Origin of the sequence: Streptomyces sp. NPDC001634 (assembly GCF_040298185.1) — a bacterium.
Taxonomy (GTDB): domain Bacteria; phylum Actinomycetota; class Actinomycetes; order Streptomycetales; family Streptomycetaceae; genus Streptomyces.
Window position 1 is genome coordinate 72,844 of record NZ_JBEOZU010000002.1, and the last position, 18,318, is coordinate 91,161.

Here is an 18,318-nt window from a genome sequence, read left to right on the forward strand (position 1 = left end):
CGCCCACCAGCAAACCACACCGGAGAAGCAATGGACCTCGCACAGCTCGCCCTCGAGGAGGCCGCCCTCAAGGCCCTCGCCGACACCGTCAACGACCGCCTGAAGGAGGTGAAGAACGCCATGCAGGAGCAGCTCGTCGGCAACGGGATCTCAAAGGTCACCGCCACCCTCCCGGACGGCACGAAGGTCGCCACGATCAGCCGCTCCGACGCCAAACCGGCGGCCGTCGTCATCGACGAGGACGCCTTCCTCGCTTGGGTCCGCAAGATCGTCCCCAGCGAGATCAGCACCCGCCTCGTCACCGAAGTCCGGCCCGCCTACCGCACGTCCGTCCTCGCGCAGATGACCGCGGCCGGCGTAGCGCGCGTCGTCGACACCGAGACCGGCGAACTCCACGACGTCCCCGGCGTCGAGATCAAGGCCACCCGATCCCTCAGCCACTCCGTGCGGCCCGCCACCGGCGGCAAGGAGGCCATCGCCGAAGCCTGGCGGACCGGCCAGCTCGCCCACCTCAACCTCCTGCAGCTCGAGGCCGGTGAGGCGTCGTGAGCTGGCACACCGAACCCCTCCTCGGCTTTGACCTGGAGACCACCGGCGTCAACGTCGAGACCGCCCGCATCGTCACCGCCGCCGCCGTCGACTACCAGCACGGCGACAGCGTCGACACCCTCCCCGACCGCGCCCGGATGTGGCTCGCCAACCCCGGCATCCGCATCCCCGCCGAGGCCACCGCCGTGCACGGGATCACGACCGAGCACGCGCGGGCCAACGGTCGGCCGGCCGCGCAGGTCGCCGACGAGATCGCCGACGTCCTCGCCGCGGCACTCACCACCGGCATCCCCGTCGTCGCCATGAACGGCCGCTACGACTTCACCGTCCTCGACCGCGAACTCCGCCGCTACGGGCTGCGCACACTGTGGGAGCGCGTCGGCAGCGAGACCTCGCCCGGCCCGGTCGTCGACCCGTTCATCCTCGACAAGCAGGCCGACAAGTACCGCAAGGGCTCCCGCAAGCTCGAGGCCCTCGCCGCCCACTACGGCGTCACCCTGGCCGCCGCGCACACCGCGGACGCCGACGCCCTCGCCGCCGTCCAGGTCGCCGTCGCCATCGCCGAGAAGTACCCGCAGCTTCAGGTCCACCCCGAGCAGCTGCACGTGTGGCAGGTCTGGTGGGCCAAGCAGCAGGCCGCCGACTTCCAGCAGCACCTGCGGAAGATGGACCGCCACGCCGTCGTCGAGGGCGAGTGGCCGCTGATCCAGCTCACCGAGGAACGGAAGCTGCGGGCCCTCCTCGCCGATCTCGCCGAGCGCTGGGCATCGATGGCGATCTGCGGCGACGACGCCCCCGAGATGGCACACGGCCGCGCCCACGCCTACCGCAAGGCCATCTCGGACGTCCGCGACGTCCTCCGGACCGGCCTCATTCCGCACGACCTGATGACCGACGCCGAGCTCGAGCAGCACGGCACGCCCGAGGAGTCCGCCTCATGACCGCCACCGTGCAGCCCGCCCTCGACGGCAGCGTCCCCGAGCAGCGGAAGACGAAGACCCGGCAGCAGGCCGAGAACTACGAGACGTGGCTGGCCATCGTCTGGCCGAAGTTCCTCGAGGCCGCCGCGACCGGCCGCACCTTCACCACCTACGAGATAGCCGACGCCCACCAGCTGCCCGACCCGCCGTCCCCGCAGGCGCATTGGGGCAGGTTGATGACCTTGCTGAAGGACGAGGGCTACATCCGCACCGCCGGATGGGCCTGCTCGGATCGGCCCACCGCCCACCACTCCGGCGTCAGGACTTGGCGCGGCACCGCCGCCGCGAGGAGGGCCGCCGCGTGATGAAGCCGTACTACGAGGACGACACCATTCAGCTGTACCTCGGCGACATGCGGGAGATCCTGCCCGCGCTGGGGGTCCGGGCGGACCTCGTCGTCGCCGACCCGCCGTATGCCGAGACCAGCCTCGCCTGGGACCGGTGGCCCGACGGCTGGCCCACCCTCGCCGCCTCGGTCGCCAACTCGATGTGGTGCTTCGGATCGATGCGCATGTTCCTCGACCGGGCAAGTGAGTTCGCCGACTGGAAGCTGTCGCAGGACGTCATCTGGCAGAAGGCCAACGGCACCGGCTTCGCGACCGACCGCTTCAAGCGCGTCCACGAGATCGCGACCCACTGGTACCGCGGCGACTGGGGCAGCGTGCACCACGACACCCCGCGCGTCACGTACACGGGTCCGGACAAGCACGCCCGCCGCCGTCAGCCCCACGGGCAGCACACAGGAAAGATCGGACAGTCGTTCTATGCGGACGACGGCACCCGGCTCATGCGGTCCGTGCTCGACGCCCCGTCCGTCCGCGGTGGCCTGCACCCGACCGAGAAGCCGACAGAAATCTTGCGGCCACTGATCGAGTACGCGTGCCCGCCAGGAGGCCTGGTCGTCGACCCGTTCATGGGCAGCGGCAGCACGCTCGACATCGCCCGGCTCACAGGCCGCCGCGCGATCGGTATCGAAGCCCACGAGCCCTACGCCGAAGCCGCCGCACGACGCCTGGACGCCCTCGTCCTGCCCCTCGAGGGAGGTGCCGCCTGATGGACACCGTCCTCTTCGCCGCCTGCCTGATCGCCACGCTCGCCGCCGCGGGATGGGCCTACGCCCGCATCACCCGGCCCGGGAGGCGGCGATGACCCTCACCGACTGGGCGATCGGACACCCCGCCTACGCCGCCGTCCCGATCCTCGCCGCTGAAGCCGTCGCGCTCCTCGCCGCCTGGTGCGGTCTCTGGGCCGCCGTCTACGGCCTCGGCCAGTGGCGGGTACGCCGCGGCATCCGCCGCCTCGAGCACTACGCCAACCACCCCGGCGTCCGCGCCGTACACGACCAGCCGGAAGGAGACCAGCTGTGACCACCGAGCACGTGGCCCACTACGCCTGCTACCGGCGCGGATGCCGCCGCGACGAATGCCGGACCGCCGACCGTAAGTACCGCAAGCAGTACGAACTCCGGCGCCTCAGCGGCATCCCCGCCCACATCCCCGGCCCGGTCGTCGCAGCCCACCTCCGCCTCCTCACCGACAGCGGCCACACCATCCGCGGCATCTCCGGCCAGGCCAACGTCTCCGAGCGGGCCATGAACTACATCCTCAACGGCCAGGCCAAGGTCACCCGCCCCAAAGCCCTCGCCCTGCTAGCAATCCAGCCCCTCAACGAGGCGCCTCGCGTCGACCCCATCGGCTCGATCCGCCGCATCCAAGCCCTGGCCGCCATCGGATGGCCGATCATCTGGACCGCCGAACAGAGCGGCTACCACCCCTCCTACCTGTTCAACATCATCGCCGGGCGCGTTCACTCGATCCCCCGGCACGTAGCCCACCGGTTCACCGTCCTCTACCGCGAGTACAGCCACCAGGCCGGCCCCTCCGGATTCACGCGCAGCGTCGCCCGCCGCAACAACTGGCACGGCCCGCTCGCCTGGGACGCCATCGACGACCCGAACGAGCAGCCCGAGATCGTCGTCGACCGCGTCCTCAACTTCCACGAGCGGGCCAAGCTGCGCCGCGAGGAGATCGAACACCTCGCCTGGTGCGGCCACGAACCCGAGCAGATCCGAGCCCGCCTCAACAACGAGGTCTCCATCGCCACCGTCCGGCAGGTCGTCCAGGAATGGCGCACCGGCCAGAAGCGGCAGCGGAAGGCGGTGGCCGCATGAACGGCAACCGCGACTGGCGGACAACCGCAGCCTGCCGCACGGAAGACCCCGAGCTCTTCTTCCCGCAAAGCGCAGAAGGCCCCTCGGTTCTCGCCGCAGAGAAGGCCAAGGCCGTCTGCCGACGCTGCCCCGTCATCACCAGCTGCCTGCAGTTCGCCCTCGACGAGAACATCCCCTCCGGCATCTTCGGCGGCCTCACCGACGGCGAACGCCGCAGCATCGACCGCGCCGTCCGCCGCCGCAACGCCACCCAGGCACAGATCGAGAAGAAGGCGGCCACCGCGCGCCAGCCACGACGCGAGCGAACCCTGCAGACCCTCTTCGAGGACAACACCGTTCGCCTCTCCGGCGGCCACCTCGCCTGGACCGGCAAGGCGCAGGTCTGGTTCGAAGGACGCCCCTACACGCCAAAGAAACTCGCCTTCACCGTCAACCGCGGACGCGAACCGGAAGGCCGCGTGCTCAACGACTGCGGCAACAGCGAGTGCGTCCTACCCGCCCACGTCGCCGACGACGCGGAGCGGATGCGCTGCGGAACCCGGTCCGGCTACCAGCGGCACCTGAGAGAACGCACCGGCATCTGCGCGCCATGCCGGCAGGCCAACACGGACGCCGACAACCGGTTGCGCCGCACCGGCACCAGCAAGGCGGCGGCATGAGCGAGCAGCAGCAACCCGCCGCGCTCACCCCGCCGCCGTACCCGAAGAACACGCCACACGAATGCGGCACCGGCAACCCCATCTGCGGCAAGCCGGCCCGGCTGTACGCGGTCGGGTGGCGGTGCGAGATCCACAACCCCGCCGCCTGGGCTGCACGACAAACCGCAGACGACGCCGCCGCCTGACCGCGGCCCGCCCCGCACACGCCGGGCCCTAACCGGCACACGACAAAGCCCCGCGCCTCTGCGCGGGGCCCGGAGGGAGGAGGAGAGATGCGATCAGGACTCGGCAGCATCGAGGCGGCGCTGGATGGCGGCGTGCCTGGCTTGCTGCTTGCGCCAAGCGGCGACGCGGGAGTGGACATGCCGGCGGATGTCGTCGGCGCGCGACGTGCCCTCCTCCGCGCACAGCTCGCCGTATGCGGCCCACATGTCGTCCTCGATACGGACCATGCGGCCGGGCGTCCCCTTCGTCGTCATGTCGCCAGCGTAGCTGACCGTGCACTGACTAGGCACCAGCACCTCCAAGAGTGTGTTGCGTATGTGTTGCGGGTGACTATACACCCTGAGGTAGGATCAAAGGGCATCCAGGGCACCGAACCCGCCTTGCAGAAGCCTCCATGAGGGCTGTCCAAAACCAGTCATGACCAGGCGAGACACCCTCCTCGAGAAGAGATCCGCGAATGCCAAGCCGGTTTGAGTTCGAACGCGCGATCAGGCGCAGTGGCCTGCCGCCTCTGGCGCGGCTACTCGCCCTGACCATGGCCACATGGGCTGACGTCGAGACCGGCCGTATCGCCTCCCGCAACCAGCCAGCCCAGTCGGTGCTGCTCGAGGCCACCGGGCTCTCCAAGTCCGCGTTCCTCTCGCACCGGAAGACCCTCCTGGAGGAGGGCTGGCTGCAGTGCCTGTCACCCGAGCGAATCAAAGCCCAAAAGGAGCACGCCCAGAATGTCTACTCGATCCATATTCCAGACGGTAAGGCTGGGTCGGCAGGCGACCTAGCTAAAACGGACAAGCCGCGCGGTAAGCGACGCGAACCTAGGTCGGGAGACGACCTAGACCTAGGTCGCCAGGCGACCCAGCCAAATGGGGCAGAAGGCGCTAAGTCTGGATCGGACCTAGGTCGCCAGGCGACCACAAGAGTCTTTCCTTCCTCTACTACTTCCTCCTCTCCCACGCCGGACGGCGGGGAGGCAGGCAACGAGGAACGGATCCCGGACGCCTTCGCCTACTGCCAGCCGCTCATCACAGCCATGACAGACGCCGGACTCGACGTCTCCTGGCAGATGACCGCCGACGACTGGCAGTCGATCGCTCGAGTCCTTCAGCGAGCCGGCGTCGAACGGATGGTCAAGTTCGCCCGCGGCGCCAAGTCCCGAGACCCGATCCGCTTCGCGACCTTCTACCTCCGGGCTGGCTGGCTCGGACTGGCACCCAAGAGCACCAAGCCGGCCCCGCAGCCCACGCACCTCCGCCCCCTGCCCGACTGGTGCCAGGACCCCGACTGCGACGAACTCACCCGCCTGCGCCAGGTCGAGGACGCCAACGGCCTCCGCTCCCTGCGCCCCTGCCCCGAATGCCATCCGAACCGTAAGGAATCCGCAGCGTGAACGACTTTGACCAGCCCGACGACTTCGAGCGCACACCACCCCACGACCTTCAGGCCGAGCAGGCCGTGCTCGGCAGCATGCTCCTGTCGCAGCACGTCATCGACCGGGTGATCGCCATCGTCGAGCCCGGCCACTTCTACCGCCCCGCCCACGCCACGATCTTCACCACGATCACCGACCTGTACGGGCGCAGCCGCACCCCCAAGGTCGACCCCATCACCGTCGGCGATGAGCTCACCCGCACCGGCGACCTCGCGAAGATCGGCGGATCCGCATACCTCCACCACCTGGTGTCCGCGGTCCCGTCCACCGCCCACGCCGAGCAGCACGCCGAGATCGTCCGCGACAAGGCCATGCTCCGCACGGTCATCGAGACCGCCAACCGGGCCGCCATCCGCGCCTACACCCAGCAGGACACCGCCACCGAGATCCTCGACGACGCCATGGCCGAACTCCAGGGAGCCGCCACCGGCGCCTCACCGCTCGAGGTCAAGCTGTCCGTCGGCGACCGGTGGGCCGCGTTCATCGACGAACTCGAAGCCGGCAAAGACCCGAACGCCCTCGACACCCCCTGGCACGACCTCAACGACGTCGTCGAACTCAAGCCCGGCCAGCTCGTCACCGTCGGCGCCGCTACCGGCGGCGGCAAGTCCCTGTTCGGCATGAACCTCGCCGCGCACGTCGCCCTCACCCGCTGCCGGCCCGCCCTCGTCGCATCCATGGAGATGGGCGGCAGCGAACTCATGGCCCGCCTCACTGCCTCCGAGGCCATGGTCGATCTCGACCGGCTCGTCCGCCGCAAGCTCAACGACCACGACTGGGCGAAGGTCATCAAGGTCTCCGACCGGATGCAGAACGCCCGGAACTTCATCCTCGACGACTCCCCGAACCTCACCCTGTCGAAGATCCGCGCCCGGCTCCGGTGGATGGCCAGCCACGGCCAGCCCGCCGCCATGGTCGTCGCCGACTACCTCCAGCTGATGACCCCCGAGGGCTCGAGCAGCCAGGCCAACCGGGCGCAGGAAGTCGCCACGATCAGCCGCGGACTGAAGCTCATGGCGATGGAGTTCGAGATCCCCGTCATCGCGCTCGCCCAGTTCAACCGCAACGCCGCCGGCCGCGAGCCGACCGTCACCGACTTCAAGGACTCCTCGGCGATCGAGCAGGACTCCAACGTGATCGTCCTCATGCACAAGCCGCCGACTCCCGATCCGGACGACCCCGCGACCAAGGACCTGAAGGACCGCACGGGCGAAATCGACCTGATCGTCGCGAAGAACCGCAACGGCATCTCCGGCCGGATCATCCCGCTCGTCTTCCAAGGCCACTACGGCCGCCTGCAGTCCATGACCCGCGACTACTGACAAGGAGAACCCGTGATCACCTGGCCTGAACTCGCAGACGCCGAGCCGCGCTTGCGCGACCTCGAGCAGGACGTCCGCGCCGAAGCGGAGAAAGCGGAGGCCGACCCGACGTGGTCGTTCTCCCGCTACTGGTCGTACACCCTGCGCCCCGCCATCCAGACCCTCGTCGGCTGGGAGCGCGACACCGGCGCCCACCCCCACCTCCACACCGAAGAGGCCTGGCACGCCGCGATAAGCCACCTGATCGGCCTTCTGCCGGAGGGCGAAGGGGCGTGGGCGTCGTGAGCGAGCTCAGCGTCGAGGACATCGCCGAACTCCGGAAAGACCCCGCCAGCTTCCGCGACTACCTGCGCCACATCACCGGCCGCGAAGTCGCCGACACCCCCAAGCCGGCCGCGCTCGCCGCGGTCCCGGAGCCCGCCTATCGGATCACGCACACCGGCGGCTGGCCCCTCGGCACCGCAGCGTCGGGCCCCACCCCGCCGCCGGATCGGTGCAGCTGCGCCAAGTGCGGCGGCAACCCGGCCAGCCAGCAGCAGCACCGCGACCAGCCCGCCGCCTGAGCCGCGGCACAAAGACCGCCGCCCCCCGCCTGACCGCGCACGTTGACCCGCGCCCGCCCGCCCGGGCGGCACACACCACCGAGGAGACACACCGTGATCGAGCCCTACTACCGCAGCGCCGACGGTGACGTCGCGCTGTACCTCGGCAAGATGGAGGAGGTCCTACCCCAGCTTGGCGTGCGCGCTGATCTGATCGTTGCCGATCCGCCGTTCGGTGAGACCTCCCACGACTGGGACCGCTGGCCGGAGGGCTGGCTGGACATAGCTGCCCAGTACGCGAACGGCATGTGGTGCTTCGGCAGCCAGCGCATGTTCCTCGACCGGGCGGCCGAGTTCCGGGCCGCGGGCTGGAAGCTGTCCCAGGACGTGGTCGGCCACGACGAGGACGGCGAGCCGATCACCGGCGACGTCAACGTCGTCTGGGAGAAGCACAACGGCTCCGGATTCGCCCGCGACCGGTTCCGCCGCGTCCACGAGCACGTCCTGCACTGGTACCGCGGAGTTCCGTGGGAGGAAGCCCACCAGGACGTTCCGCGGGTCCCGTACAGCGGCCCGGACAAGTCGGCGCGTGGCCGCAACTCCCGTACCCCGCATACGGGCACGATCGGTGCCCACACCTACGTCGACGATGGCACCCGCCTCATGCGGTCGGTCATCAAGGTGGCGGCGGTGCGTGGTCAGCGTCGCCACCCCGACGAGAAGCCGCTGCCGCTCCTCGACCCGCTGATCGCCTACGGCTGCAAGCCGGGCGGGCTCGTCATCGACCCGTTCGCTGGGAGTTGCTCGACGTTGGAAGCGGCACGCCGCTCTGGTCGCCCCGCGATCGGGATCGAGGAGCGCGAGCTGTATGCCGAGAAGGGCGCGCTGCGCCTCGACGAGCCGTATGCCGCCGAGCTCTTCACCCCCGCCGCCCGGTCCGTTCCCGCCGTCTGAGGAGTCACACGCCATGAGCCAGCGCGCGTCCTGCCTCGGCCAGATCGAGCTGCCCATCTGGCCCGATCCGGCCCCCACCCTCACCAGCTGCGCCTGCACGCCGCCTGTTCGCCGCCCGTGCGGCCACTGCACCCACTGCGACACCTGCCTCGACTGCGGCCAGTGCGCCGGGTCGGGACACGACCACGAATGCGAGGACTGACATGGACTCGATACAGCACGCGCTCGCCGACTTGCGGGCCATCACCACCACCGAGCCGATCGCCCCGGCCGCACCGGAGCCGGCAACGCCCGCCTGCTGCACGGGGGACCGCCGCGGCTACCAGTGGCATCAGCGCAATGGCGTCCCCGCCTGCAAGGAGTCGAAGGCCGCGAACACGGACTACATGCGGCCCTACATGCGGGACTACGACGCCCGCACCGGCCGCCGCGGCGGGAAGCAGCGCCGGGCATCGGCCGGCAAGCGCGCGGCGTGACCACCTCGACCATGCAGCGGCCCGGGCGTGCTCCTAACACGCCCGGGCCTGCCGGAAACCGTACCCGAGCCACCACCTGGAGGACTCCGATGGCCCGCAGCCACAGCATCACCTGCGCTTACGACGACTGCCCCGAGTGGTCCACCGTCGCCAGCCTGAAACCCGCCACGCGCGAGCAGATCGCCGCCGAGCATCGCGCCCGTCTCGCCGTCGACGGCTGGACCGATTTCGAGGGCCGCGACTACTGCCCCGACCACACCCCGACCGGAGTTGCCCGATGAACCAGACCGACCCGACCGCCGTCCTCGCCCGCATCCGGCAGATGGCCGACTACTGGGAGCAGAACCTCCCCGAGGTGATCCGAACCCCGGCCGTTGTGTCCGCGCTTCGTGCCGCGATGGAGCCCGCCACCGCGCCTGCCACCGTGGTGTCCCCGCCGACAGACCGGGCCGCGATCATCGCCGAAGTCCTCCCTGACTGGGAGGCCATGTACGAGCCGGGCAACGTCTCCGACTACCTGATCGGCTACGCCAACGACGAGCACGCTGCAAAGGGCGCAGCAGAAGCGTGGATGCGTTCGCAGGCCGAGGTGACCGGACGCCTGGAGTGGGTGCCCGATGAGCGGCTCGCGACCGGCCGGTACGACCGGTGGTTCGAACTGGTCGAGCGTCATGACGACGGTGTCGACACCGGTCCGGGCATCGTGGTGCGGCGCCGTCTGGCCGTCGAGGCGCACGACACCGGGACACAGCAGCCGACTGAGCGCTGTGCCCACTGCACGCACCCGAAGAGCGACCACGACGGCCGAGCCGACCACCGCGCCAAGTTCTCGCCGCTCGTCGCCGGGGAGCCGTGGTGCCACGCCTGCAACGCCGCCTGCGACTACGCCCCTGTGGCGCAGCAGCCCGCGGCAGTGGCCTACGGAGACGGCAAGGGCCGCACCTACTGCCTGCGCTGCGCCCACGCGGTCGGCGCGGACGTCCCGCTCACCGCCAACGACGTCGACCACTGGGAACTGTGCCCGAGCTGCGGACGGCACGTCGTCGACGTCGCCCGAGCCGCCGAGCAGCAGGCCGCGGCAGCCGACGGCGAGGCGGCGTCGTGACGCGCCGCGCCCGCTTGATCGTGGACTTGGAGGTCGACGAGTCGACGGATCCGCGGGATGTGGTGCCGGTGGCGCGGCTGCGGATCGGTGACGGCCTGGAGGGGTGGGCGGCGGTGCGCCGTGTGCGGATCAGCGGGAGTGTCCGGGACGTCGACGAGGACCCGTCGTGATCGCCCAAGCGGCTCTCGTGGCTGTGGCGGTGGCTCTGGCGGCGAGTCTCGCCACCCCCGCGGCCCCGTCACGGCGTCGCAGGGGCCCGTCGTGGGCCTACGGGCCGATCCGGGCCCGGTTCCATGCGTGGCGGCGCGTTCGGGGCTCTACGGGGCGCCTGGGGTCCTCGTGGGCGCGCGAGCCGGGCGACAACCCTCCGAAGCTACCGGCGAGTTAACTCCCTGAGCCCTTCAACCCCCACCTTCGCCGCTCACCCTCACCTCCACCCCATCGGCCGCCACAGGCCACCCCAGCCCCCGTAATGAGGCCCAAATGCCAGACACCGAAGACCCCTGGAAGCCCACCCGCACGGAACGAGGCCACCGACGCACCGGACCCGGCGGCCTCACCCCCGAGCAACTCGCCCTCGCCGACGACCTCCACACCCGCGCGCTCGCCCTCCGCGCCGCCTCCGAGGAGGGCCTGTCGATCCGGGAAGCCGTCGCCCTGGCCGCCGTTCAGCTCGGACTCGAACCGCCGCGCACCGAGGGGGAGTCGTGAGAGGCCCCCGCACCGACAACCTCACAGTCTCCCGAGCCGTCGGCGCCCGCGTCGCCGCCCTCCGCAAAGCACGCGGCCTCTCCCAGCGCGCCCTAGCCAGCGCAACGGAACAGACAGGCAAGCCGGTCGGGTTCAGCACCATCTGCCGCATGGAGAAGGCCGCCACACCCGGCGCCTCCCCGGTAGCGATCTACGTCGATGACGTCGTATCCCTCGCTGCCGCCCTCGGCGTCACCGTCCAGCAGCTCATCAGCGCGCCCAAGTGCGACGCCTGCATGGACAGCCCGCCGCCCGGCTTCGCCTGCCGCACCTGCGACGCAACCGCCTGATCCCGCAACCGCCCCGCCGCCCCCGACACCGGGGGCGGCCCACCCGGAAGGCACCCGCCATGACCCAGACTGTCCAACTCCCGCCGCCCAGCCCCGCCCTCACCGTCCACCAGGCCGCCGCCACCCTGCGTCGCGTCGCCGAGTGCGCGCAGACGGACCTCGCCACCAGCGACTACTGGTCCGGCTACGACAAGGCCACCGCGTGGCGGGACGGGTTCGCCAACGGCTTCGGCGGCCCGTGCTCGGACCTCGTCGCCCTGTTCCCGCCGGGCTTCGCGCTCGAGTTCGCCGACTGGCTCGACGCGGTTGCCTCGGCCGCCGCTCGGCACGGCGCGCCCCTCCCGACGCTCGCGCTCACCGCCGCCCAGAAGATCAACGGCGGTGCCCGATGACCGACAAACCGAAGCCCCGCCGCCTAGCCCGCGAGCTCCTCACCCCGCAGTCCGAGCATCTGCTCGCCACCCGCTACGCCGGGCAGGTCCGCGCCGTCGTCATCGAACGCGCCCTCAGCCGCATGGCCGCCGACGACGAACAGGCCGAGCGCAAGCCGCAGTGGCGGGGGAGGCAGGCGTGAGAGCCGCCCTCACCGCCCGGCAGCGGGAAGTCCTCCGTCTCACCGCCGCCGGCCACACCAGCGCTCAGGTGGCCCGGCGGCTCGGGATCAATCCGACGACAGTGGCCCGGCACCTCGGCGAGATCTACAAGACGCTCGGCGCGAACGACCGCGCCCACGCCGTCGCGCTGGCCATCTGGCGCGGCGACATCACCCTCGCCGACCTCGCCCACATCGCAAGCAAGGAGACCGCCGCATGACCGACCAGCCCATCCGCAAGGGCCTGCTGCCCACCACCCCGCCGAGGGAGTGGGAGTTCCACACCGTCTACGGCGCCCGCAAAGAGGGCGAAGGATGCGCCCTGTTCCCCGGTGACACCGGTCCGGTCGTCGTCCGTCGCCGCGTCACCTACGGCGACTGGGAGCCCGTCCGCCCCGACCACTGGGCAGACGAGCCGCCGACAGACTGCAGCGCCGCCACCCCCGCCCCGGCGGACGACCCGCTCCGGCAGCGGATCGCCGCGGAGGTCGAGAGCGAGGTCTACGCCTACCGCGAGCGCACCATGTGGTGGGAGGAGACCGGCGGCGTCACCCAGGAGATCGCCCGGCTCGCCACCCGCGGAGCCCTCGCCGTCGTACAGGCCGAGCTGGACCGGCTCGCTGCCCTGCTCGATGCCGAGTCGCGGACCCTCGCCGAGGTCGACGAACGATGCGACCGCTACGCAGCCGCCCTCGTCCGGGCCGACAAGAACACCGCAGAGCTCCGCGGCGAACTCGACCGCGCCGAGGCCGAGCGGGACCGGCTCGCCCGCCTCGCCAGGGACCGCGCGGACCGCATCGACGACATCAACTTCGCCCGCGCCAGCCTCCGCACCCGGCTCGCCGAGCAGGAGGAAGAGACGATGCGGCAGCACGAGCGCGCCAAGGAAGCCGAGGCCGCCATCGCACGCGTGCGGAAGCTGCTCACGGACGACCCGAGCGGCATCTTCAGCGACGACGAGATCCGCGCCGCCCTCCAGCCGCCCGCGCCCGCCCACGACGCTGCCCCGCTGGCATGCGAGGACTGCCTGACGGGAGCGCACACGCCGAACGCCCACCGCCGACAGCCGGGGGCGAGCAGTGACTGACCGCCTGTGCGGGCTGCCGCACTACGACCACCCCGAAACCCTGTGCACCGAGCCCGCCGGCCACTACAAGCCGGGCTGGGACCCGCACGCCGGACCACTCATCATCGACGGCCGCCACTGTGGCGGCGTCGCATGGGACGAGCCCGCGCCCGCCCACGACGCCGGGCCCAGCGTCGCCGAATGCGCCGACAACGGGGCCACCGATGGCTGACCGCTGGACCGCTGACGAGCTCCCCGGCCTGCTGTGGGAGCCCGACCACACGCCGGCCCGCACGCTGGACATGCGGGCCGCGGAACGCCTCGACCTGTGGGCCTGCGGGCTCACCGCCTGGCAGCTCCACACCATGACCGACTTGAAGATCAGCGAGGAATACCTGTGACCGGCAAGATCTACGCCCCGTGGACGCCCGAGCAGGTGTCCGCCCTCAACCGCTTCCAGCAGCGGGGCGGCATGCACCCGTTCACGTGCGGCAAAGACCACCACAGTGTGCGCGTCGTCCTCATGGCCCACCGGGACGGCTGGCACTGCTCCGACCCCGAGTGCGGCTACCGGCAGGACTGGGCGCACGCCTTCATGGCCGACCCCGACGCCTGGCCCAAGCCGTTCTGGGAGCGGCGCGGGCCGGCGCCGGAGGAGACGGACACCACCCCACTATCCGCGCGGCTCGCACGGCTGGCCGCAGCGAAAGAGGCGCTCCGCGAAGCCGAGAAACGGCAACGGGCAGAAGCCGCGGGCCTCACCCGGGCCGACGAGGACGAAGCTGGCGACGCCTACGAACAGGCAGTCCGGCGGGTCGAATCCAGCGGACCCCGGCCCGAGCCGGCAGCGACCGAAGCGACCGACGATCTCCCCGACCCATCATGGTCCGTGCGCTGCCGCCCACCAGGCTGCAACGCCCAACCCGGCGAACGATGCCGACGCCGTGACGGCAGCATGTCGACCGTCTCGCACGGCGAACGGTGGCGGGAATACGACCGGCAACAAGCCGCGCGACCCGCCCCGGCAGCGACCGAAGCGACCGGCACCCCGGACACGATCACCGACCTGGCCTACCTGCGCGAGCAGTACGCGGCGGTGATCCGGCGCTGGTGGGACGCAGACGACGGCGGCGCAGAAGAGATCGCCGACGCCGTCCTCGCCGTCCGCGACCGGCACCTCGCCCAACTCCGGCAGCGGTTGGAGCTCGCCGACGAGATCCACCGCAACCAGCTGGACCAGCCCCAGGAGCAGCCGTGACGCGCCCTGTTCAGCCTCGCCTGCCCGTGACCGCGTGGACGCTCGCCGTCCTCCGACGCTGCTACCGAGGCGAGAAACCCGAACACGTCCTCGAACGCGCCGCCCGCATGCTCGCCACCGCCGACGGCCACCTCCACCCCGACGGGCGCATCAAAACCGGCGCCAGTGGCAGACCAGCAGGAAGGCCGTCGTGACGCCGCCGCCCCCGTCTCTCAGCCCGCGGGAAGTCGAGTACCTGCAGTGCCTGGCCCAGGGCGACACCATCCAGGAGATCGCCCGCAGCTGGCACTACGAAGAGAGCGGCGCCCGCTCCATCGGAGAGCGGATACGGAAGAAACTCGGCGCCAAAACGAACACACAGGCCGTGTTCATCGCCTGCCAGCTGAAGATCCTCGAACCCAACCGCCGCCACGGCGACCACGCCGGATACGCCGCCCACAAGTACCGAGGCGAAGAACCCTGCGACCTGTGCAAGGCCGGGGAGCGGGAGTACCGGAACGTCCGACGCGGCACCCGGAAGGACACCGCGGCATGACGAAACCCCCGCCGATGAGGCGGGGGCTCGTGGTCAATCCGTTTGCCTCGGGTGGCCTGTCGTCGCCTTGGTTACCCAGCAGGTCAAGGCGTTGAGGTCGTACAGGTACCAGACACGGCCTCCGCCTGTGACCTCGATCTGCCACTGCGGGTAGGTCTTGCCGTTCCGCACCCCGGTGGCCAGCTCGTACTTCAGCGGATGGTGCCTCTTGTTGTGCACCGCCGGAGCTGGGCTCCTGCGCATCAGTTTCCAGGCGTCCAAGGTGGGTCCTGGGGCCTGATTCATCAGTTCGGTCCAGCCGTCAGCCGCTGATCGGTTAGCGAACTTGATGTGGTACTCGCCCTTTTCCGGTGGCGGGGGTACGGGATCGCCCTTGCCTAAACTCACTCGCCGGCCACCTCCGGAGCGGGGACATCGCCATAGTCGCCTTCACCATGGTCCGCGGTGAGGGCAGCGTACAGTTCGGGGTCGGCGTAGATCTCTGCCGTGTGCTTCCACTCCGTGATCACCTGGGCGATCGGCTCGACCGTCCCGAGTTCGGTGCTGGCTCGTGCCGTCTCTACGAACTCGAGGAGGAACTCGCGAACGGCCCCGTCGGGCAGGAAGCGGACCCACGGGAAGGCCTCGGGGAACACCTGGGTGAGCAGGTCTACCGCTTCGGGGCTCTCCTTCATGAGCGCCACGAACATGCGTGTGGTCGAGTCGACGACCTGGACGACCTGGTCTGCCCGTGCCGCGGTCGTCAGGTACAGGTCTTCTTCGTCGCGCCGGTGCAGGCGCAGTCCCTTCCGGGCGCTGACCTGCATGCGGGCGACGGTGTCCTTGGGCTTGTTGATCAGCTCCGAGAAGTTCGCTTCCGCAGGCATCGTGGTCATAACTTTGAAGGTAGTTTCAAAGTCTGCCGTTGTCCACCGTTGAAAGCCACTGGCTGCCAGCGTTCACCGTTACGAGTCATTGCGTGCCGCCGACGTACATCACGGCTCGTTCCGTGCCGCCGACAACCGTCACGCCGACATCCCACGGGGCTACGAGATCGCAGACCGTCCTCAGAACCGTCCCGTGCAGGCCAAGCAGATCTGCGCCGTACTCCAGTCCGCGAGCGACGCCTGGTACGCCGTCACCTGCTGATGGTGGAACGCCCCGAACGCGAGACCCCCGACCGCCACCAGCAGGCCGAGCAGCACCGCGCCCGACACGAGCAGGGCGATCCCGCCGGCCACCGCCAGCAGCGCCACCCAGTACCGGCCCTCAACCGCAGTCGGCGGCGCGTAACGGGCCTGATGCGGAGACTCTGCGGGCAGCGCCTCCCAGTAGTGGGAGAGCTTCTCGACATTCATGGACTTGCACCCCGGACACTGCACCTTGAACCCCCAACGCCCGCATGACAGTTGGCGGCAGATTCCACCGGACGGCGCGCCCCAGCAAGCCGAACGGGGACCGATGTGAGCGGGCTCACCGGGAACACGAAAGCGGAGCCTCACCAGGCACTTTGGTGAGGCTCCGGTAGCCGGGCGGCTACAGACGGGAGGCTGCTGCGGGTACCTGTCCGTCGAGTAGCTCAATCTCGATTGCCAGGGCGCCGAGCGCCTCCTTCTCAGGCGGGTAGATCGCGCGAATGTTCGCGAGCTGCTCCTCACGGCTCGCCGCCGGGTTCACGCGCGCCGTGCCCTCACCGTCGAGGAGCGCCTCAAAGTCCGGATACTCGGCCACCCGCAGCACCCGGACGTCGCACGCCTCGTCGGTGCCCTTGATGTGGAACGTGATCGTGTCTCCCGCGGCCATGTCGTCGAAGCGCGGATACCGCACCCGGACCTCGATCGTCTTGAGGCCAGCGGCCACAAGCTCGAAGGACTGCCGGTACAAGTTCAGATCATGTCGGCGGGCGGTTCTGATGTTACTCATGGGGTCGTAACGCTCCTTGTCGGTGCGGACATGAGGCGGCCGAGTTCGCCGGCCGAGTACGAGCGGAAAAAGTGCCGCGGGTCGGAGAGAAGTACGGCAGCCATTTCGAACAGCCGGTCGGCGTACTCAGACAACGAGCCGGGCCACATCCGGGTATCCAACATCCATGGCGCGGAGCCGGCGGGCAACTTCGCGCGCCCCTCTCGGATGAGCGACTTGGACAGCTTCGCCCCGGTGTCCGTGACAACTTGCGGGCAGAACAGCCGGGTCGGGAGCTGGCCCGCCGTCAGCCCGATTGCGGCCAGGGCGTTGTCGACGAGGACCGACCCGAAGATCCAGTCGCCTCCCTTCACCATCACGCTCAACCGTTCCCGGTCGGCGATGGCAGCCAGCTCTTTGACGAGATTGCGGTACAAAGTCGCCAGGTCGAGGTAGCCGCCGCCATCCGGAGCGATGACGACCTCGTATGGGCCGTGGTGCAGGCAGACGGCGTGGACCACAGCGTGGTCGTCGCCGAGCAGAACATGCGTCCGCTCCGCGTACTTCTCCGCCCACCCGCAGCCAGACTGCGGGCACGGGACGCGGACGTGCGGGGTGCCGTGAGCCGGGTCGAGCCACCAGCGGGCAGCATCGATACGGCGGTGCGCCCGCAACCAGGTACGCCGGAAGTGCTCGTCGGCCTGCTGCCGCGAGTACATGCCGATTGAGTAGGGGATCGACAGCCGCTCGGAGAGGGCCTCGAACAGTGGCCGGTACAGCTCGTCGACCTGGGCGGCGAGCGCGGCCTCGCCGAGGGCCTGAGCGTAGGCGCGCTGATACCGGTGACCAGTCGTCGGGTCCACGACGATCTCGTGAGGGGCATTGTCGAGCGCCCCGAACGTCACCTCGACGGGGATGCCGAAACGCTGCCGGGTCCGGGCCGCGGTGGCGAACGTCAGCGACTGCACGAGGGACGTTCCCAGGTGCGGGACGCCGTTGATCTGGGTGCCGACCACGAACACGATGCGCTCCGGCCGCACGGTGCGGATACGGGGCGCGAGGACGTCCTCCGCGCAGGAGAGCGCGTTCGCGAGGACCGTGTTCGGCGAAACGGGGAATGCGGTCATGACCGACTCCCCAGCTCCGTGCGCGGCTGCAGCTCGGTGAGCTGGTACGGCGCCGGCAGGTCCGGCATCGGCACCCGCAACGCCTTGCCGAGCATGGCGCGGGTGATCATCTCTCGTTCAACCGGCGGCTGACCCTCGCGGAAGACGAAGAGCATGCTGCCGTCCTTCCGCACGTAGGTGCCGCCTGTGAACGTGCGGTCCGGGATCGGCAGCACCGACACGTCCACCCGGAACTCGGCGAGCAGCTGAGGGAGCGGGGCATCCATCAGGTGATCGACGGTGGGGCGACGAGCGGGCAGCGTGCATGTACTCTTCTGCATGAGCAGTCCCTTCTTGACGGGTTGGACTTGCGGATCAGCGGACGGCAATCCGCTGGTGAGAACAGGCCGGGCGTTCCAGCGCCCGGCC

At 70.1% G+C, this 18,318-nt stretch carries 35 protein-coding genes and 1 pseudogene; 29 read left to right on the plus strand and 7 right to left on the minus strand.

What is annotated here, in order from left to right; all coding sequences use genetic code 11:
* Positions 1 to 30: 30 nt before the first annotated feature.
* From ABT186_RS01670 to ABT186_RS01705, 8 genes and pseudogenes are all read left to right on the plus strand, one after another.
* Positions 31 to 549 (plus strand): hypothetical protein, encoded by a 519-nt coding sequence (locus tag ABT186_RS01670; RefSeq protein ID WP_351922955.1) that lies wholly within the window; start codon positions 31 to 33, stop codon positions 547 to 549.
* Positions 546 to 1,490, plus strand: coding sequence for an exonuclease domain-containing protein (locus ABT186_RS01675; protein ID WP_351922957.1), 945 nt, complete (start codon positions 546 to 548; stop codon positions 1,488 to 1,490). The genes ABT186_RS01670 and ABT186_RS01675 overlap by 4 nt, the downstream gene beginning before the upstream one ends.
* On the plus strand, positions 1,487 to 1,834 hold the full coding sequence (locus tag ABT186_RS01680; RefSeq protein ID WP_351922959.1) for a hypothetical protein: 348 nt from the start codon (positions 1,487 to 1,489) through the stop codon (positions 1,832 to 1,834). Before ABT186_RS01675 ends, ABT186_RS01680 begins: the two co-directional genes overlap by 4 nt.
* The gene (locus ABT186_RS01685; protein ID WP_351923243.1) at positions 1,834 to 2,583 is read left to right on the plus strand and encodes a DNA-methyltransferase; all 750 of its coding nucleotides are present in this window, start codon (positions 1,834 to 1,836) and stop codon (positions 2,581 to 2,583) included. Before ABT186_RS01680 ends, ABT186_RS01685 begins: the two co-directional genes overlap by 1 nt.
* A 91-nt stretch (positions 2,584 to 2,674) precedes the next feature.
* Complete coding sequence (locus ABT186_RS01690; RefSeq protein ID WP_351922961.1) at positions 2,675 to 2,896, plus strand: hypothetical protein; 222 nt, start codon at positions 2,675 to 2,677, stop codon at positions 2,894 to 2,896.
* The gene (locus ABT186_RS01695; RefSeq protein ID WP_351922962.1) at positions 2,893 to 3,699 is read left to right on the plus strand and encodes a hypothetical protein; all 807 of its coding nucleotides are present in this window, start codon (positions 2,893 to 2,895) and stop codon (positions 3,697 to 3,699) included. The genes ABT186_RS01690 and ABT186_RS01695 overlap by 4 nt, the downstream gene beginning before the upstream one ends.
* A pseudogene (locus ABT186_RS01700) lies at positions 3,696 to 3,956 on the plus strand (WhiB family transcriptional regulator); the annotation flags it as partial. The gene ABT186_RS01695 and the pseudogene ABT186_RS01700, both read left to right, overlap by 4 nt.
* A 398-nt stretch (positions 3,957 to 4,354) precedes the next feature.
* Entirely contained in the window at positions 4,355 to 4,543 is a 189-nt protein-coding gene (locus ABT186_RS01705; protein WP_351922964.1) for a hypothetical protein, read from the plus strand.
* Positions 4,544 to 4,636: 93 nt separating this feature from the next.
* Here ABT186_RS01705 and ABT186_RS01710 read toward each other — a convergent pair whose 3' ends face one another.
* A complete protein-coding gene (locus tag ABT186_RS01710; protein WP_351922966.1) occupies positions 4,637 to 4,837 on the minus strand; it encodes a hypothetical protein in 201 nt (66 codons plus the stop codon).
* Positions 4,838 to 5,613: 776 nt separating this feature from the next.
* Between ABT186_RS01710 and ABT186_RS01715 the strand changes: the two genes are divergently transcribed.
* The 21 genes from ABT186_RS01715 (at position 5,614) to ABT186_RS01815 (ending at position 14,902) form a co-directional block, all read left to right on the plus strand.
* Complete coding sequence (locus ABT186_RS01715) at positions 5,614 to 5,970, plus strand: hypothetical protein (RefSeq protein WP_351922968.1); 357 nt, start codon at positions 5,614 to 5,616, stop codon at positions 5,968 to 5,970.
* Positions 5,967 to 7,334 carry a replicative DNA helicase gene (locus ABT186_RS01720; protein WP_351922970.1) on the plus strand — a complete coding sequence of 456 codons (1,368 nt, stop codon included), beginning with the start codon at positions 5,967 to 5,969 and terminating at the stop codon, positions 7,332 to 7,334. Before ABT186_RS01715 ends, ABT186_RS01720 begins: the two co-directional genes overlap by 4 nt.
* A 12-nt stretch (positions 7,335 to 7,346) precedes the next feature.
* Positions 7,347 to 7,619: a hypothetical protein gene (locus ABT186_RS01725; RefSeq protein ID WP_351922972.1), complete on the plus strand. Its 273-nt coding sequence runs from the start codon at positions 7,347 to 7,349 to the stop codon at positions 7,617 to 7,619.
* Positions 7,616 to 7,897 carry a hypothetical protein gene (locus ABT186_RS01730; protein WP_351922974.1) on the plus strand — a complete coding sequence of 94 codons (282 nt, stop codon included), beginning with the start codon at positions 7,616 to 7,618 and terminating at the stop codon, positions 7,895 to 7,897. Before ABT186_RS01725 ends, ABT186_RS01730 begins: the two co-directional genes overlap by 4 nt.
* 93 nt (positions 7,898 to 7,990) lie before the next feature.
* Complete coding sequence (locus ABT186_RS01735) at positions 7,991 to 8,830, plus strand: DNA-methyltransferase (protein ID WP_351922975.1); 840 nt, start codon at positions 7,991 to 7,993, stop codon at positions 8,828 to 8,830.
* 13 nt (positions 8,831 to 8,843) lie between these two features.
* Entirely contained in the window at positions 8,844 to 9,032 is a 189-nt protein-coding gene (locus ABT186_RS01740; RefSeq protein ID WP_351922977.1) for a hypothetical protein, read from the plus strand.
* Position 9,033: 1 nt separating this feature from the next.
* A complete protein-coding gene (locus tag ABT186_RS01745; protein WP_351922979.1) occupies positions 9,034 to 9,306 on the plus strand; it encodes a hypothetical protein in 273 nt (90 codons plus the stop codon).
* An 89-nt stretch (positions 9,307 to 9,395) separates the two neighbouring features.
* Positions 9,396 to 9,587 carry a hypothetical protein gene (locus ABT186_RS01750; protein WP_351922981.1) on the plus strand — a complete coding sequence of 64 codons (192 nt, stop codon included), beginning with the start codon at positions 9,396 to 9,398 and terminating at the stop codon, positions 9,585 to 9,587.
* A complete protein-coding gene (locus tag ABT186_RS01755; protein ID WP_351922983.1) occupies positions 9,584 to 10,411 on the plus strand; it encodes a hypothetical protein in 828 nt (275 codons plus the stop codon). Before ABT186_RS01750 ends, ABT186_RS01755 begins: the two co-directional genes overlap by 4 nt.
* Positions 10,408 to 10,581, plus strand: coding sequence for a hypothetical protein (locus ABT186_RS01760; RefSeq protein ID WP_351922985.1), 174 nt, complete (start codon positions 10,408 to 10,410; stop codon positions 10,579 to 10,581). The genes ABT186_RS01755 and ABT186_RS01760 overlap by 4 nt, the downstream gene beginning before the upstream one ends.
* Before the next feature lie 313 nt (positions 10,582 to 10,894).
* A complete protein-coding gene (locus tag ABT186_RS01765; protein WP_351922987.1) occupies positions 10,895 to 11,122 on the plus strand; it encodes a hypothetical protein in 228 nt (75 codons plus the stop codon).
* Positions 11,119 to 11,451 (plus strand): helix-turn-helix domain-containing protein, encoded by a 333-nt coding sequence (locus tag ABT186_RS01770; RefSeq protein WP_351922989.1) that lies wholly within the window; start codon positions 11,119 to 11,121, stop codon positions 11,449 to 11,451. Before ABT186_RS01765 ends, ABT186_RS01770 begins: the two co-directional genes overlap by 4 nt.
* A 59-nt stretch (positions 11,452 to 11,510) precedes the next feature.
* Positions 11,511 to 11,843: a hypothetical protein gene (locus ABT186_RS01775; RefSeq protein ID WP_351922991.1), complete on the plus strand. Its 333-nt coding sequence runs from the start codon at positions 11,511 to 11,513 to the stop codon at positions 11,841 to 11,843.
* Complete coding sequence (locus ABT186_RS01780; protein WP_351922993.1) at positions 11,840 to 12,025, plus strand: hypothetical protein; 186 nt, start codon at positions 11,840 to 11,842, stop codon at positions 12,023 to 12,025. Before ABT186_RS01775 ends, ABT186_RS01780 begins: the two co-directional genes overlap by 4 nt.
* Positions 12,022 to 12,264 (plus strand): response regulator transcription factor, encoded by a 243-nt coding sequence (locus tag ABT186_RS01785; protein WP_351922995.1) that lies wholly within the window; start codon positions 12,022 to 12,024, stop codon positions 12,262 to 12,264. Before ABT186_RS01780 ends, ABT186_RS01785 begins: the two co-directional genes overlap by 4 nt.
* Positions 12,261 to 13,130, plus strand: a complete 870-nt coding sequence (locus tag ABT186_RS01790) for a hypothetical protein (protein ID WP_351922997.1) — start codon at positions 12,261 to 12,263, stop codon at positions 13,128 to 13,130. The genes ABT186_RS01785 and ABT186_RS01790 overlap by 4 nt, the downstream gene beginning before the upstream one ends.
* Positions 13,123 to 13,341 carry a hypothetical protein gene (locus ABT186_RS01795; protein ID WP_351922999.1) on the plus strand — a complete coding sequence of 73 codons (219 nt, stop codon included), beginning with the start codon at positions 13,123 to 13,125 and terminating at the stop codon, positions 13,339 to 13,341. Before ABT186_RS01790 ends, ABT186_RS01795 begins: the two co-directional genes overlap by 8 nt.
* A complete protein-coding gene (locus ABT186_RS01800) occupies positions 13,334 to 13,510 on the plus strand; it encodes a hypothetical protein (RefSeq protein WP_351923001.1) in 177 nt (58 codons plus the stop codon). The genes ABT186_RS01795 and ABT186_RS01800 overlap by 8 nt, the downstream gene beginning before the upstream one ends.
* Positions 13,507 to 14,367, plus strand: coding sequence for a hypothetical protein (locus ABT186_RS01805; RefSeq protein ID WP_351923003.1), 861 nt, complete (start codon positions 13,507 to 13,509; stop codon positions 14,365 to 14,367). Before ABT186_RS01800 ends, ABT186_RS01805 begins: the two co-directional genes overlap by 4 nt.
* Positions 14,364 to 14,561, plus strand: a complete 198-nt coding sequence (locus tag ABT186_RS01810) for a protein kinase family protein (protein WP_351923004.1) — start codon at positions 14,364 to 14,366, stop codon at positions 14,559 to 14,561. The genes ABT186_RS01805 and ABT186_RS01810 overlap by 4 nt, the downstream gene beginning before the upstream one ends.
* Entirely contained in the window at positions 14,558 to 14,902 is a 345-nt protein-coding gene (locus ABT186_RS01815) for a helix-turn-helix domain-containing protein (RefSeq protein WP_351923006.1), read from the plus strand. Before ABT186_RS01810 ends, ABT186_RS01815 begins: the two co-directional genes overlap by 4 nt.
* Positions 14,903 to 14,935: 33 nt before the next feature.
* Here ABT186_RS01815 and ABT186_RS01820 read toward each other — a convergent pair whose 3' ends face one another.
* From ABT186_RS01820 to ABT186_RS01845, 6 genes are all read right to left on the minus strand, one after another.
* A complete protein-coding gene (locus tag ABT186_RS01820) occupies positions 14,936 to 15,121 on the minus strand; it encodes a hypothetical protein (protein WP_351923008.1) in 186 nt (61 codons plus the stop codon).
* 164 nt (positions 15,122 to 15,285) lie between these two features.
* Positions 15,286 to 15,777: a hypothetical protein gene (locus ABT186_RS01825; protein WP_351923010.1), complete on the minus strand. Its 492-nt coding sequence runs from the start codon at positions 15,775 to 15,777 to the stop codon at positions 15,286 to 15,288.
* A gap of 171 nt (positions 15,778 to 15,948) precedes the next feature.
* Positions 15,949 to 16,239, minus strand: a complete 291-nt coding sequence (locus ABT186_RS01830) for a hypothetical protein (protein WP_351923012.1) — start codon at positions 16,237 to 16,239, stop codon at positions 15,949 to 15,951.
* Between the two features lie 178 nt (positions 16,240 to 16,417).
* The gene (locus ABT186_RS01835; RefSeq protein ID WP_351923014.1) at positions 16,418 to 16,804 is read right to left on the minus strand and encodes an ASCH domain-containing protein; all 387 of its coding nucleotides are present in this window, start codon (positions 16,802 to 16,804) and stop codon (positions 16,418 to 16,420) included.
* Complete coding sequence (locus ABT186_RS01840) at positions 16,801 to 17,910, minus strand: hypothetical protein (RefSeq protein ID WP_351923016.1); 1,110 nt, start codon at positions 17,908 to 17,910, stop codon at positions 16,801 to 16,803. The genes ABT186_RS01835 and ABT186_RS01840 overlap by 4 nt, the downstream gene beginning before the upstream one ends.
* The gene (locus ABT186_RS01845) at positions 17,907 to 18,230 is read right to left on the minus strand and encodes a hypothetical protein (RefSeq protein WP_351923018.1); all 324 of its coding nucleotides are present in this window, start codon (positions 18,228 to 18,230) and stop codon (positions 17,907 to 17,909) included. Before ABT186_RS01845 ends, ABT186_RS01840 begins: the two co-directional genes overlap by 4 nt.
* Positions 18,231 to 18,318: the final 88 nt, after the last annotated feature.